A 13,303-nucleotide genomic window follows, 5' to 3' on the forward strand; every position below is an offset into this window, starting at 1 on the left:
CCATGCCGCAGACCCAGAGAAGGGCGCTTTTTCCGTGGCTGTTTGGCATACCCAAAACCGGGATGGGTATGCTAGAGTGCAGCCTTCTGCCGGACGCTGGGCCGGTTTCTGATGCTTTTGCCAAACGCGATATTCATGCCTGAAAACTATCCCTTCCAGCTTGACCGGGTACGTTACCCGGGCCTGACCCGCATGGCCGACATCCTGCGTGCCAAACACCGCTTTGCAGCCGACATCATCGACCGCAGCGCCGCCCTGTTTGGCGCCGAATGGGCTGACGCCTTCGAGCCGGTGCTGAACGCGCTGTTTCCGACTGAGGAGGCAGTGACGGCAGCCGCCAAGGGCTATTCCGTTTTCGCCATGCAGTCGATGCGCTTGCAGGCGGTGTTTGAGCGTGAACGCCAGTACAAGGCCAAGACCCACGAGCAGGCATCGAGCGAGGTGTATTTCAACGAGCAGCACATGATGCAGGAATACCTGCCAGGCCTGCTGCTGTCGCACTTCCTGTGGCCGCACCACTATCGCCAGATCCAGTTTTTCAATAGCGCCTTTGTGCAGGCCATGCGCGTGGCGGGCGCCACTTCGTTTATGGAAGTTGGCATCGGTACCGGTTTGTATTCCGGCCTGCTGCTGCGCGCCTTGCCGCAGGTGCGTGGCGTGGGGTTGGATATCAGCCCATCGTCGCAGCGCTTTACTGAAACACAGCTGGCCGCACTGGGCGTCGCAGACCGTTATCGCACTGAGCTGCGCGACGTCACCGCAGCACCGCTGGAGCCGAAAGCCGACTGGCTGGTGTGCGTGGAAGTGCTGGAGCATCTGGATGATCCTGTCGCATTCTTGCGCGGCCTGCGCCGCAATATGGCGCCGGGCGCCAAGGCCTTCATCACGGCGGCGCTGAATGCGGCCCATGCCGACCACATTTACCTGTACCGCAACGGCAGCGAAGTGCTGGCGCATTTGATCGAGGCTGGCTTCACGCTGGAACAATCGTTCATCGGCATGGCTTACAAGCCGTCCGCGCCCGGCGTGCCGGTGCCGGAAGCTGCCGCCTTCATCGTCTACTAGGAAGCCATATGTCCCAAGCTGCCGTACCGAACACCGAAGTGTTGAGCGGTGAATTCGTCAACCTGCGTCCACTGCGCCCGGAAGACGCCGCGCTGACGCTGGACTGGCGCACCGCCCAGCGTGCGCGCTTCCTCAACGCCGGCGCCGCCAGCGTCGAACAGCAGGCGGCATGGATCGCCGGCCGTCCGGCGTCCGAGTACAACTACATCATCGAACTGAAAAACGGCCACCCGGTCGGCATGCTGTCGCTGGTCGGCATCGACCGCGCCAACCGCCACGGTGAACCGGGCCGCTTCCTGATCGGCGACGAGGCCGCGACCCAGGGTGTGCCGGTTGCGGTGGAAGCCATGAAGCTGCTGTATGAACTGGCGTTTGACCGCTTAGGCCTGCTGCGCGTGTGCGGCATCATCGCCGCCAACAACACGCTGATGATCAAGTGGCAGAAATACCTGGGCATGAAGGAAGAGGGCCGTCTGCGCAAGCACTTGTGCCAGAAGGATGGCTCGTTCGAAGACGCCGTGTACTTGGGCATGCTGGACGACGAATACCGCAAGAACGCGCTGCCGCGCATGAAGGTGCTGATCGCCGCCGCGCGCCAGACCGCCAAATAATTCATTACAAGGACTAGCCCATGCTGAACCAAGACGCCATCCACGCCATCATCCTGCAGGCCCTGAACAACATCAACGACGAGCGCGGCCCGGATGAGCAGCTGACCGTCGGCCTGGATACCCGTTTGTTCGGCGCCGATGCGGTGCTCGATTCGCTGTCGCTGGTCTCGGTGATCGTGGACGTTGAAGGCGCCGTGTCCGAGCAGGCTGGCCGCGACATCAGCCTGACCGACGACCGCGCCATGAGCCAGGCAGTTTCGCCGTTCACCGACGTGAACTCGCTGACCGCTTACATCGAGCTGCTGTTGTCGGAACAGGCATGAATCCAACCGGCGCTTTCTATGCTGGTAAGCTGGCGCTGATTACCGGCAGCCGGCGCGGCGTGGGACGTCTGATCGCGGAGCACATCCTGCGCAACGGCGGCCGTGTGGCCGGCTTCGCGCGCGGCGAGTCGACCATCGATCATCCCGATTACCATCACTTCCAGGTCGATATCGGCGATCCGGCTTCGGTGCAGCAGGGCTTTGCGGCGCTGAAGAAGGTGAGCGAGGCGGTGCATATTGTGATCAACAACGCTGCGGTGCTGACCTCGCAATACGCGATGATCATGCCGCCGGCGCAGGCGCAAGCCATGATCAATACGAATTTGATGGGCGCCTTCATGGTGTCGCGCGAAGCGTCAAAGCTGATGCGCAAGGGGAAGTGGGGCCGCATCATCAATATCGGTTCGATGGCGGTGAGCCTGGAGCCGATTGGCGATTCCGTCTACGCCGCCTGCAAGGCCGGCCTGGCGACGCTGGCCAATGTGATGGCCAAGGAACTGGCGCCGCTCAACATCACCTGCAATACGCTGTCCATCACCGCGATCAAGACCGACATGCTGGCGCAGCTGCCGGGCGATAAGATCGACGCCGTGATCGCCGGCCTGCCGATTCCGCGCTATGCGGAGCCGGACGACATCTTCAACATCATCGATTTCCTGGCGTCGGAGCGCAGCGCATACATCACCGCGCAGACCATCTACATGGGTGGAGTGAACTGACATGGCGAACGTGGTTGGCAATTGGGGCGGCGGGAATGTCTGGCGCGTCACCAGCGGCGAGTTTTCGTCGAATGCCTACTTTTGCGAAGCGCAGGTGGAGGGCGGCGGCATCCTGATCGACGCCGGGCTGGATGGCGAGACCATCGACGCGGAATTGCGCGAGCATGGCTTCCATCCGCACGCGGTCTACTGCACCCACGGCCATTTCGACCACACCGGCAGCGCATCGCACTTCCAGAAAAAATACGGCAGCGCGGTGTTCGTGCCCAAGGCAGATCTCAAGCTGATGAAGGCTTCCAATTTCCTGCTGATGGCCATGAAGATTCAGCACAAGGTGGTGCTGCCGGAAGCGACACTGGTGGCGCCGGACCATGTCGCCGACATCGCCGGTACGCCGCTGCGCTACCTGCCTGCGCCTGGCCATACGCCGGGTTCCTGCATCATCGAATTCGGCAACGCCTGGTTCACCGGTGACACCTTGTATGCGCGCGGTGTAGGCTTGTCGCACCTGCCGGGTGAGGACCACGCGGTGTTGAAGCAGACGATACTCGGCTACTGGCAGGATTTGACGCCAGAGCGCACCATCTATCCCGGCCACGGTAACGCGGCCGACGGCGAGTCGGTCCGCACCGGCAACGCCGCTTTGTTAAACTTTTTAGGGCTGGCAGCATCGTGAGCACTTCCCCATTCCCAGGCATTACCATCTCCGGCGTCGGCCATCACCTGCCCGCGCACGCGGAGGACAACGCGACCCTGTGCCGCAACCTGGATGTGACGCCAGAGTGGATCGTTGAGAAGACTGGCATCGAGCAGCGCTACATTGCCGGACTGGATGAATCGGCATCGCAGTACGCGGTGCTGGCGGCGCAGCGCGCGATTGAGATGGCGGGCATCAGCGTTGAGGAAGTGGACCTGATTATCGCTTGCACCTTCTCGGGTGATTACATTTACCCGCCGTTGTCGGCCAAGGTGCAGATGGAGCTGAAGGCCGCCAATGCGCAGATCTTCGATTTGCAGGCTAACTGCACCGGCTTTGTGACTGGTTTGACGGTAGCGTCGGACCGCATGCGGGTGGACCCTTCGGTGCGCAATGCAGTGGTGATCGGCGTCGAGTTCCTGTCGCGCTACATCGACCGCTCGGACGTCAACACGGCGATTTACCTGAGTGATGGCGCGGGTGCTGCGGTGTTGAGCCGCAGTGATGATCCGAAGGACGGCATTATTTCATCGGCCTTCCATACCGATAGTTCGAATTATGAATCGGTGCGCATGCGCGGCGGTGGTTCCAGCCATCCGCTGATTGGCCGCGCCTTTGATCCGGTGGTGGATTACATGGAGATGAATGGCATCGCCACGTGGAAGCAGGCGATTACCCACCTCCCGCGCGTCATCCGCAAGGCGTGCGAGAAGAGCGGCGTGGCGCCTGCCGAGGTGGACTTCATGCTGTTCCATCAGGCGAACCTGCGCATGATTGAGTATATCGTCCGCAAGATGGGCTATAAGCTGGAGCAGACTTACACCAACGTTGCCCGCGTCGGTAATACGGGGGCGGCGTCGCTGGCGATTGCCATGAGCGAGGCGGTGGAGAAAAAGCTGGTCAAGGATGGCGATACGGTGGTGCTGGCGGCAGTCGGCGCCGGCTTCAACTTCGGTGCTTCGGTATGGCGCTGGAAGATGGCCAAAAAGGAAGCGTAAATGTTTAAAGATTTCGATGCGATCCAGGTTGGCGAAACGCAGACGCTGACCAAGCACATTACGGAAGCGGACGTGCGCAAGTTCGTCGAGATGACGGGCGACGATAATCCGCTGCACGTGGACCGCGCTTATGCGGAGACGACGGCGTTCAAGGATATCGTGGTGCACGGCATGCTGGGTGCTTCGTTTATCTCGACGGTGATCGGGACCAAGCTGCCGGGAACTGGCGCGCTGTGGGTGTCGCAGAATATGGAATTCCTGCTGCCGGTGCGTCTGGGCGATGTGCTGACCATCAGCGCGACGGTGCTGAAGAAGCATGAGCGCGAGCGTTTGCTGGAGCTGGATACGAAGATCGTCAATCAGAACCAGCAGCTGATATTGACCGGCGTTGGCAAGGTCAAGGTGTTGGTGACGGCGGAGCCGGAGGTCAAGCCGGCGCTGGCCGCGCGTCCGCGTGTGGCGATTGTGACGGGTGGCGCTGGCGGGATCGGCAAGGCGATTTGCCAGCGTCTGGCGGCGGATGGTTTTGACGTGGTGGTGAACTATCGCGGCCAGGCCGATCGCGCGGCGCAGATTGTGGCGGAGATCAATGCCGCCACTGGCGAAGGTAAAGGCCGCGCGTTGGCGGTGCAGGCGGATATCGCCACCGAAGCAGGCGCGCAGGCGCTGTATCAGGCGGCGGTGAAAGCATTCGGCGCTGTGAGTGTGCTGGTGAATAACGCATCGCCGCGCATTAATCCTAAGCCGTTCGCCGCCACTGCATGGGACGATGTGCAGCAGCAGATGGATGTGCAGGTTAAAGGCGCATTCCTGATGACCGGTGCCGTGGCGCCGGAGATGGGCGCGCGCAAGTGGGGCCGCATCGTGAATATTACGTCGCAGGTGCTGGATGGTTCGCCGTCCGTCACGTGGACTGGGTACGCAATGGCCAAGGGGGCGTTGCAGGTGTTCTCCAACTACATGGCGGCCGAACTCGGGCCGCAGGGCATTACGGTGAACTGCGTTTCGCCAGGCATGTGCGAGACCACCTTGATTGGCGATATCCCGGAAAAGGCGCAGCTGATGATCGCGCGCCAGACGCCGTTACGCCGCCTGGCCAAGCCGTCCGATGTGGCGGCAGCGGTGGCGTATCTGGTGTCGGATGACGCGGGCTTTATCACCGGCGACACCGTGGCCGTCAACGGCGGGATGGCGATGCGATGAGCGAAGTTCCTGTCGACCCGCGCGCTGCGGCGCTGGCGGTGCTGGCCAAAGCCGACAGCACCATGATGCAGCTGACGCAGGCGGTGACCGCGCTGGAAAAGGAAGAGCAGCCGCGCGTGGTGAAGATCGGCGTGTCGTCCTCGGCGACGGTCGATCTGCTGAACATCTACCTGCGCAAACATGGCCTGCTAAATGGTGCGCGCATCGATCTGGTGGCCGGCAATTACGACGATCCTATCGGCGATATCGATCTGTTCACGCAAGCTGGCGTGGAGCAGATCGTGCTGCTGCCGTTCTTTGATAACTTGCTGCCTTCGTTTGAAGCGCAACTGGTCAATCTCGATCCGTCCATCATCGATGCCAAAGAAGCGGAGCTGCGCCAACGCTACCGCATGGTGTTCGACAAGGCACGCGCGGTGCCGGCGATCTACCTCGGCACCTTTCACCGCATGGGCAGCCCGGCTGACGTGGCGGGGCAGGATGCGGTGGCGCTTGTGCTGGCACGCTTCAACGCTGCGCTGCGCGACGAAGCCGCCGCGTACGCGAATATCCGTGTCATTGATACCGAAGACATCGTGCGAACAGTGGGCCAAGGCGCCGCGTTCGACACCCGCTTCTACTTCCGCAGCAAAGCGCCATACAGCGGCGCGTTCATGAACGAACTGGCGCGCCGCATTGCTGCCGCTGCACGCGGCTTTGGCGCCCATTTCTACAAAGTGCTGGCGCTCGATTGCGACAATACCTTGTGGGGCGGGGTAATCGGCGAGGATTTGCTGAACGGCATCAAGCTTGGTCCTTACGATTATCCGGGCAATATCTTCTGGCGCATGCAGCAGGAATTCGCGGCACTGGAACGCCAGGGAATTCTGCTTGCGCTGGTCACCAAGAACAATCCGGCGGATATTGAGGAAGTGCTGCGCAAGCATCCCGACATGGTGCTGAAAGAGTCGCAGATCATCGTCAAGAAAGTGAACTGGGAAGACAAGCCGTCCAACTTGCGCGCCTTGGCCCAGGAGCTCAATGTCGGCCTGGATAGCATCGTCTTCGTGGATGACTCCTCGTTTGAATGCGAAGCCGTGCGCCAGCAGCTGCCGATGGTGAAAACCGTGCAGGTGCCAGGCACGCTGTCCGATTATCCGCGCGTGGTGGCGGAAATCAAATCGCTGTTCCTGGCCGGCGGCATTGCGGCCGACAGCAAAGGCAAGACCGAACAATACCGCCAACGCGCGGGCGCGGAAGAGTTGAAAGCGCAATTCGCTACGCAGGAAGAGTACCTCGCCTCGCTGGAACTCAAAGTCGAACTGACACGCAACGCCCGCGCCAGTGCCGCCCGTATCAGCGAACTGTCGCAGAAGTCCAATCAGTTCAACCTCACCACCACGCGCTACAGCGTAGCTGACATCGAGCAGATGATGAGCGGTGACACGCATGCCGTCTACTCGCTGGTGGTGAGCGATAAATTTGGCAGTGCCGGCCTGACCGGCGTGGCCGTGATGCGCTACGAAGGCAAGGCTGCCATCGTCGAGAATTTCCTCATGAGCTGCCGCGTGATCGGCCGTGGCATCGAAACGGGCATCTGGCCCCGCATCGTCGCCGACGCCATGCAGCGCGGCTGCACTGAACTGCGTGCGGAATATATCCCGAGCGCCAAGAACGCGCAGGTGGCCGATTTTTACGGCAGCCTTGGCATGCCCGCACATGAAGAAACCAGCGAAGGTGTGCGAAGATACACCATCGCCGCGGCAGATTTCGCCGCTCCCCCTAACCCATGGATAGAGATGACTTATGTTGAATGAAGACGCACTGAAACAAGTAATGGCCACCATGCTGAACGTGGATGCCGCCACCATCAACGAAGACTCCAGCATGGACAACGTGCCTTCGTGGGACTCGCTGCGCCATATGAATCTGGTGCTGGCGCTGGAAGAGGAATTCAAGGTCTCGATTCCCGACGAAGACGCAGGCAATATCACTTCCTACAAACTGATTAAGCTGGTGCTGAACGATCTGGGAGTGTAAGCATGGAATGGCTGATCGAACGGTTCCAGAGCGCGCCTGAGCGCATCGCTTTCATCCACGAAGGCCGTGAAGTCAGCTACGGCGGCGTGGTGGCGTCGATAGACGATTTTTATCAGCACGTTCAGGATGCCGGCATCCAGCGCGGGGAGACCGTGGTGGTGCTGGGCGATTATTCGCCGGAAGTGTTTTGCATGATCATGGCGCTGGGCCGCAACGGCAGCATCGTGATTCCGCTGACCCGCAGCTCGGTGGTGGAAGAGTCGGTGGCGCTGGCTGTTTCGGGCTGCGAATGGTATGTGGAGTTTGATGCCGCTGGCCGCGAGGCTACCATTAGCCATCGTGGACTGAAGAGCGATAACGCGCTGCTCAATGAATTCCGCCAGCGCGGCACGCCGGGCATGGTGCTGTTCTCGTCTGGCTCGACCGGCAAGCCGAAAGGCATCCTGCACGATTTCAATCAGGTCACGGAGAAATTCCGCAAGCAGCGTACGCCGGTGGTGGCCATTCCATTCCTGATGATCGATCACTTCGGCGGCATCAACACTATCCTGGCGATTACCTCCAGCATGGGGATGGTGGTCACGGTGGCGGATCGCTCGGTGCCGAACATTTGCGCGGCGATCGAGAAATACAAAGTGGAGCTGCTACCAGCCACGCCGTCGTTCCTGACGCTGATGATGGCGTCCAACTTGCACAAGCAGTACGACCTGTCGTCGCTCAAGCGCATCACCTATGGCACGGAAGTGATGCCGCAATCGACGCTGGACCGCGTGCGCGCGCAGTTCCCGGGCGTGGACTTGTTGCAGACCTATGGCTTGTCGGAAGTCGGCGTGCTGCGTTCGCAGTCGCGCGAAGATGGCTCGCTGTGGGTGCGGGTGGGCGGCGAGGGCTTCCAGACCAAGGTGGTGGATGGTGTGCTGTGGATTAAGTCGCAGTATGCGATGGTCGGGTATCTGAATGCGCCTTCCGAGTTTGACGCGGATGGCTGGTTCAATACGCAGGATCAGGTGGAAGTAGATGGCGATTACTTCCGTATCCTCGGCCGCGTGACGGACTTGATTAACGTGGCGGGCCAGAAGGTGTATCCGTCGGAAGTGGAGAGCGTGATTCTGGAGATGGACAACGTGCAGGACGTGGCGGTGTTCGGCGAGAAGCACGCCATGCTGGGTAACATCGTGGTCGCCAAGGTGGTGGTGGAGTCGCCGGAGACCGCCGACAGCTTGAAGAAGCGCATCCGCCAGGAATGCCTGGCGCATCTGGCGCCGTTTAAAGTGCCGGCCAAGGTGATCCTGGCGGAAGGCCCTTTACACAGCGTGCGCCAGAAAAAAATCCGCCGCGAGTAATCAGAACTCGACTGTCGCGCCGTCCGGCAGGTATTTTTTGTACTGGGCGAGCGCGCCGTGGATGGCGTCATTACTCATTTCGTAGAGATTGTCCTCGTCGGTCTCGCCGACTTGCACGGCGCCGAAGCGCTGGTGGAACTGGATCACTGAGGTGTTCCCCTTGCGGACGTCGAAGTGCGCGCGCGGGAAGCCAATCTGCAGCGCGAAATCGTAAATCATCAGGGCCGACTCCACGCCGAAGCCACTGGGCGCACCATCGCTCTTGATCCACGACCCCCAGCAGAAGGAGTCGCCACGCTGGTCGTACAGCCGCACGGTGCCGACCGGTGTGCCATCCAGTTTACAGATGATGAAGTAGACTTGCGTGTCATCTGCAGCGTAACGCGTCAGCCAATCGCGCTGCGCTTGCACGTCCGGCGCGGTGGCCGACAGGAACTCGCCTTTCTTCTCGTCCGTGCGCAATGCGAGGATGAACTCTGCATCGGCTACGGTGGCGTCGCGGAACAGCAGCTGCCGTCCGCGTACTGAACGCGGCTTACGAAACATCTCTTACCCCACCAGCTCCGCCAGCGCGGCTTTGACGCCGGCGACTACTTCGGCTGCATCATCCAGCGTCATGGTTGGCGACACCGGCAGGCTCAGAACTTCGCGGTGAATCGCTTCCGCAATCGGGAAGTCGCCTTCCTTGTAGCCCATCTCCACATACGCAGGTTGCAGGTGCGGCGGCACTGGATAGTGCACGATGGTGCCGATCTGTTTTTCCGCCAGCTTCTTGGCCAGGCGGTCGCGCTGCGCGTGACGCACCACGTACAGATGCCACACCGGCTCCGCCCACGATGGAATTACCGGCAGCGTCAGGCCATCAAGGCCGGCCAGGTGCTGCTGGTAGTAGGCTGCGATTGCGCGGCGTTGTTCGTTGCCTGCGTCCAGCGTGGTCAGTTTCACCGCCAGCAGGGCTGCCTGTAGTTCATCGAGGCGCGAGTTGTAACCGGGGACGTCGTTGTAGTACTTGATCTTGGAGCCATAGTTGCGATAGGTGCGGATGCTTTCCGCCAGCGCGTCGTCGCTGGTGGTGACTGCGCCGCCGTCGCCCAGCGCGCCGAGGTTTTTGCCCGGGTAGAAGCTGAAGGCGGCTGCATCGCCCAACTGGCCGGCCACGCCGCCGTTGTAGCGCGCGCCGTGTGCTTGCGCTGCATCTTCGATCAGCTTCAAGCCACGGCGTTTGGCGATCTCTTTCAATGGCCCCATGTCGGCCGGCTGGCCGTACAGATGCACTGCGATGATGGCCTTGGTGTTGGCGGTGATCGCCGCTTCCACCAGAGATGGGTCGATGTTGTAGGTGCCTTCCACCGGCTCCACCGGTACAGGTTTCGCGCCGCAGTGGCTCACTGCCAGCCACGTCGCGATGAAGGTGTTGGACGGCACGATGACTTCATCGCCCGGGCCGATGCCATAGCCTTTCAAAATCAGGAAGATGGCATCGAGGCCGTTGGCCACACCGATGCCGTGCGCGTTGTTGCAGTACTCGGCGAAGCTGGCTTCAAAGGCGGCGGTCTCGGAGCCGAGAATGTACCAGCCGGAGTGCAGCACGCGCTTGAACGCGGCTTCCAGCTCGGCGGCTTGCGCTAGGTTGATTGCTTTCAGGTCGAGGAAGGGGACGCTCATGATGATTCCAATCTGTGTTTAAAACACCGTGTTCACTAGACGCAGCAGGTCTGGCATGTACAGGTCCGGCACGCGCTTCAAGGTGAAGCGGCGGGTGCCGAGAATTTCCAGGAAACTGTCGCCATTCAGCCAGTCGGACGAGGCAACCTTGTCCAGTTTGAAGTGGTGGAACGGGCGGCCTTCGGTGAAGTGATCGACCACGCTGGCCGTATAGGTCAGGCAGTCGATTTCGACGCGCACCTTGCTGCCGCGGTAGTCCATGTCCATGCGGACGATGTTGTCGATCGGCGCAGCGCAGTCTTCCAGGCGCGCATTCAGTTTTTGCAGGAATTGCGGCATGTCGACGGCGGGACCATCCACACTGGCGCTCTTCTGCGGGCGCGAGGCGAGGAATGCCTGCGCGTCGTCGCGATAGCTTTCCGCTTCGTAGGTCTGGGCGATGGTCAGTTCAGGACCATTCGGGCCGATGCCGTAGTAGTCGCCGGCCAGCATGGGCTGTACGCGCTTGGCGGTTTCTGGCCGCGCCTTGTGTGCGTAGTCGGTCAACTCCACCGGCGTTTGCACCGCCATGTTGATGTCCGAGCGCATATTGCCGTCGTCGATCAGCAGGTTGGCGCCGAACGGGATCGCCACGTCCGGATTCAGGATCTCAACGTTGTTGAGGAAGTCGTCCAGGTAGTGGTTGACCAGGCGCGCGCGCTCGCGCTCCTTGTGCGTCTTGCCTTCAACATCGTCGTCGTACTCCATCAGGAAGGGATACCAGTGGATGTACGCATACGGCACGCAGGCGACATCGATATGCGGATTGATTTGCGTGAACTTGCGCATCGACTCCGGCTGCAAATAGTTGTCGTTGCCGTGGTAAACGCAGAAGCGGTCGTTGTAGACGATGGCCGAGGAGTCGATGCCATTGCTCTCGTGGTTGATCGCATACAGCTTCACGCCGGGGAAAATCTGGTTGACGGTTTCCGGCGGCACCACCATCACTTCGCGGCCAACCTTTTCCGTGATGTCCGCCTCAAAGCCGGGACGGTCGCCAACGATGATCAGCTTTACTTCCGGCTTCAGTTTGCTCAGGAACGGCACGTCGTAGTGATCCTGGTGGATGTGCGACACCACCACTGCATCCACTTCGTACCAGCGCGGGTCGACTACCTGCGGCGGATAGAACACCCAGGCGTTATCGTAAGGCTGCGATAGCACGATTGGGTCGAACAGAATCTTTTTGCCGCCCAGGACCACCAGCGCCGATGCGTGGCCCGGGTAGAACAAGCCATCGCCGGCGCCGAAGCGTTCGTAAAAGCTGGTCAGTTGAGGATTCATCATGATGCGTTATTTAGGATGGTGTTTGTGTGCGGCCTGCACGAATTCATCGTAGTCGAAATAGTAGTCGGATGGATCGTAACGGGTCGATGCCAGCACCAGGCACACGCCGCCCGACGAGAAGTTCTCCACCTCGCGCCACATCATGCCCGGCACGTACAGGCCGTAGTAGGAGCGGTTCAGGTGGATTTTCTTGCGGTTGTAGCCATCATCGACAATCACGTCGAAGCTGCCCGACATGGCGATGAAGAACTGCTGCAGCTCCAGGTGGCCGTGGCCGGCGCGCGAGGAACCACCCGGCACGTCGTACAGGTAGTACACGCGCTTGATGTCGAACGGGACGTGCTGCCCGCCCTCGATCACCGACAGGTTGCCGCGCGGGTCGTGGAACTTGGGCAGGTCGATCAGCCGCGCTTCATCAAGGTGTGACATGCAATGCTCCTTACTGGTCAAGTTTGGCCAGCTTGGCCAGATAGCGGTCGCGCGCCTCGCCGACTTGCGGGAACAGATTATTCAAACGCAGGAACACGGCATCTACTTGCGGATGCATGGAGCGGTACTCATCGCGGTTGATGGTGTCCGCATCGAGCGAAACGCGCAGCAGGTCGATGTAGTCCGAGAAGCAGTTGCCGAAGAACGGATTCGAGGTCGGGTTGGAGTTCGACTGCAAGCGGTGGTCCTTGCGGAAGTAGGTCAGCTCTTCGTCGATGTAGAACATGCTGCCGCCTTTGGTCAGGTTCAGATAGGCGATCAGGTCGGCCAGGCCGGTGAGGAAGTCATGGTCGCCCATCTTGTACAGATTTTGCAGGCCGACGTTCCACATGGTCTGGCGGCGGAACATCACGGTGGTGAATTCGCCGATGAAGTTTTCCATGCCCAGCGATACGCGGCGGTGGACATCAAGGCCGGACAGGGTACCGCTGGCTTCATACGGGCGGCGGGTTTCGGTGCGTTCGTTGTCGGAGTTGATGACTTGCGAGGCCGAGAAGACCAGCTCCACGTCGGGGCGCGGCTGCATGGCGGCGACCATGCGCTCGATACAGAACGGGTGCAGCAGGTCGTCGTCGAACAGTGGCTTGATGTACTCGCCCTTGGCGCCAGCCAGTGCGGCGTTGACGTTCTGTTCGCGGTAGACGCTGGAGCGCTGGTAGATCACGCCGTTGTGCGCGTAGCGCGCGCAGATGTCGCGGATCTCTTCGGTCGGGCAGTTATCGCTGACCAGGATTTCGGTGTTCAGGTAGGACTGGCCGACGGCCGAGCGCAGGCACATTTCGAAATGCTGCGGCTTGTACGACGGGATGATGATGCTGACTTTGGGAAGGCTCATGTAAAAGGTC

15 protein-coding genes are annotated in these 13,303 nt (G+C 60.8%); 10 read left to right on the top strand and 5 right to left on the bottom strand.

Annotation, left to right across the window (positions count from 1 at the left end; genetic code table 11):
- Window positions 1-135 precede the first annotated feature (135 nt).
- The 10 genes from GTP46_RS22680 to GTP46_RS22725 are packed head-to-tail and all read left to right on the top strand — an operon-like array spanning window position 136 to window position 8,978.
- Window positions 136-1,065 (top strand): class I SAM-dependent methyltransferase, encoded by a 930-nt coding sequence (locus GTP46_RS22680; RefSeq protein ID WP_161008899.1) that lies wholly within the window; start codon window positions 136-138, stop codon window positions 1,063-1,065.
- 8 nt (window positions 1,066-1,073) lie between these two features.
- On the top strand, window positions 1,074-1,676 hold the full coding sequence (locus GTP46_RS22685; RefSeq protein ID WP_161008900.1) for a GNAT family N-acetyltransferase: 603 nt from the start codon (window positions 1,074-1,076) through the stop codon (window positions 1,674-1,676).
- A 20-nt stretch (window positions 1,677-1,696) separates the two neighbouring features.
- Window positions 1,697-1,999: a hypothetical protein gene (locus GTP46_RS22690; RefSeq protein ID WP_161008901.1), complete on the top strand. Its 303-nt coding sequence runs from the start codon at window positions 1,697-1,699 to the stop codon at window positions 1,997-1,999.
- Window positions 1,996-2,718 carry an SDR family NAD(P)-dependent oxidoreductase gene (locus tag GTP46_RS22695; RefSeq protein WP_161008902.1) on the top strand — a complete coding sequence of 241 codons (723 nt, stop codon included), beginning with the start codon at window positions 1,996-1,998 and terminating at the stop codon, window positions 2,716-2,718. The genes GTP46_RS22690 and GTP46_RS22695 overlap by 4 nt, the downstream gene beginning before the upstream one ends.
- A 1-nt stretch (window position 2,719) precedes the next feature.
- Window positions 2,720-3,394: an MBL fold metallo-hydrolase gene (locus tag GTP46_RS22700; RefSeq protein WP_161008903.1), complete on the top strand. Its 675-nt coding sequence runs from the start codon at window positions 2,720-2,722 to the stop codon at window positions 3,392-3,394.
- Window positions 3,391-4,413, top strand: a complete 1,023-nt coding sequence (locus GTP46_RS22705) for a 3-oxoacyl-ACP synthase III family protein (RefSeq protein WP_161008904.1) — start codon at window positions 3,391-3,393, stop codon at window positions 4,411-4,413. Before GTP46_RS22700 ends, GTP46_RS22705 begins: the two co-directional genes overlap by 4 nt.
- Window positions 4,414-5,616 (top strand): SDR family oxidoreductase, encoded by a 1,203-nt coding sequence (locus GTP46_RS22710; RefSeq protein ID WP_161008905.1) that lies wholly within the window; start codon window positions 4,414-4,416, stop codon window positions 5,614-5,616. It begins immediately after the preceding gene.
- Window positions 5,613-7,412, top strand: a complete 1,800-nt coding sequence (locus tag GTP46_RS22715) for an HAD-IIIC family phosphatase (RefSeq protein WP_161008906.1) — start codon at window positions 5,613-5,615, stop codon at window positions 7,410-7,412. The genes GTP46_RS22710 and GTP46_RS22715 overlap by 4 nt, the downstream gene beginning before the upstream one ends.
- Complete coding sequence (locus GTP46_RS22720; protein WP_161008907.1) at window positions 7,402-7,635, top strand: acyl carrier protein; 234 nt, start codon at window positions 7,402-7,404, stop codon at window positions 7,633-7,635. The genes GTP46_RS22715 and GTP46_RS22720 overlap by 11 nt, the downstream gene beginning before the upstream one ends.
- Window positions 7,636-7,637: 2 nt before the next feature.
- A complete protein-coding gene (locus GTP46_RS22725; protein WP_161008908.1) occupies window positions 7,638-8,978 on the top strand; it encodes a class I adenylate-forming enzyme family protein in 1,341 nt (446 codons plus the stop codon).
- Here the strand turns inward: GTP46_RS22725 and GTP46_RS22730 are convergent, their stop codons facing one another.
- The 5 genes from GTP46_RS22730 to GTP46_RS22750 are packed head-to-tail and all read right to left on the bottom strand — an operon-like array spanning window position 8,979 to window position 13,293.
- Window positions 8,979-9,524, bottom strand: a complete 546-nt coding sequence (locus GTP46_RS22730) for a GNAT family N-acetyltransferase (RefSeq protein ID WP_161008909.1) — start codon at window positions 9,522-9,524, stop codon at window positions 8,979-8,981.
- Window positions 9,525-9,527: 3 nt separating this feature from the next.
- The gene (locus GTP46_RS22735) at window positions 9,528-10,643 is read right to left on the bottom strand and encodes a DegT/DnrJ/EryC1/StrS family aminotransferase (protein WP_161008910.1); all 1,116 of its coding nucleotides are present in this window, start codon (window positions 10,641-10,643) and stop codon (window positions 9,528-9,530) included.
- Window positions 10,644-10,661: 18 nt separating this feature from the next.
- Entirely contained in the window at window positions 10,662-11,969 is a 1,308-nt protein-coding gene (locus tag GTP46_RS22740) for an MBL fold metallo-hydrolase (protein WP_161008911.1), read from the bottom strand.
- Between the two features lie 6 nt (window positions 11,970-11,975).
- The gene (locus tag GTP46_RS22745; RefSeq protein WP_161008912.1) at window positions 11,976-12,398 is read right to left on the bottom strand and encodes a sugar 3,4-ketoisomerase; all 423 of its coding nucleotides are present in this window, start codon (window positions 12,396-12,398) and stop codon (window positions 11,976-11,978) included.
- Between the two features lie 10 nt (window positions 12,399-12,408).
- Window positions 12,409-13,293, bottom strand: a complete 885-nt coding sequence (locus GTP46_RS22750) for a glycosyltransferase family 2 protein (RefSeq protein ID WP_161008913.1) — start codon at window positions 13,291-13,293, stop codon at window positions 12,409-12,411.
- Between the last annotated feature and the right edge of the window lie 10 nt (window positions 13,294-13,303).

The organism is Duganella flavida (assembly GCF_009857445.1).
GTDB classification, from domain to species: Bacteria; Pseudomonadota; Gammaproteobacteria; order Burkholderiales; family Burkholderiaceae_D; genus Rugamonas; species Rugamonas flavida.

Excerpts from the sequence above, each read along its gene's own strand:
- GTP46_RS22680 (WP_161008899.1), top strand. The coding sequence starts at position 136 with ATGCCTGAAAACTATCCCTTCCAGCTTGACCGGGTACGTTACCCGGGC.
- GTP46_RS22710 (WP_161008905.1), top strand. The coding sequence starts at position 4,414 with ATGTTTAAAGATTTCGATGCGATCCAGGTTGGCGAAACGCAGACGCTG.
- GTP46_RS22685 (WP_161008900.1), top strand. The coding sequence starts at position 1,074 with ATGTCCCAAGCTGCCGTACCGAACACCGAAGTGTTGAGCGGTGAATTC.
- GTP46_RS22720 (WP_161008907.1), top strand. The coding sequence starts at position 7,402 with ATGTTGAATGAAGACGCACTGAAACAAGTAATGGCCACCATGCTGAAC.
- GTP46_RS22715 (WP_161008906.1), top strand. The coding sequence starts at position 5,613 with ATGAGCGAAGTTCCTGTCGACCCGCGCGCTGCGGCGCTGGCGGTGCTG.
- GTP46_RS22690 (WP_161008901.1), top strand. The coding sequence starts at position 1,697 with ATGCTGAACCAAGACGCCATCCACGCCATCATCCTGCAGGCCCTGAAC.
- GTP46_RS22735 (WP_161008910.1), bottom strand. The coding sequence starts at position 10,643 with ATGAGCGTCCCCTTCCTCGACCTGAAAGCAATCAACCTAGCGCAAGCC.
- GTP46_RS22750 (WP_161008913.1), bottom strand. The coding sequence starts at position 13,293 with ATGAGCCTTCCCAAAGTCAGCATCATCATCCCGTCGTACAAGCCGCAG.
- GTP46_RS22695 (WP_161008902.1), top strand. The coding sequence starts at position 1,996 with ATGAATCCAACCGGCGCTTTCTATGCTGGTAAGCTGGCGCTGATTACC.
- GTP46_RS22740 (WP_161008911.1), bottom strand. The coding sequence starts at position 11,969 with ATGATGAATCCTCAACTGACCAGCTTTTACGAACGCTTCGGCGCCGGC.
- GTP46_RS22730 (WP_161008909.1), bottom strand. The coding sequence starts at position 9,524 with ATGTTTCGTAAGCCGCGTTCAGTACGCGGACGGCAGCTGCTGTTCCGC.
- GTP46_RS22700 (WP_161008903.1), top strand. The coding sequence starts at position 2,720 with ATGGCGAACGTGGTTGGCAATTGGGGCGGCGGGAATGTCTGGCGCGTC.
- GTP46_RS22745 (WP_161008912.1), bottom strand. The coding sequence starts at position 12,398 with ATGTCACACCTTGATGAAGCGCGGCTGATCGACCTGCCCAAGTTCCAC.
- GTP46_RS22725 (WP_161008908.1), top strand. The coding sequence starts at position 7,638 with ATGGAATGGCTGATCGAACGGTTCCAGAGCGCGCCTGAGCGCATCGCT.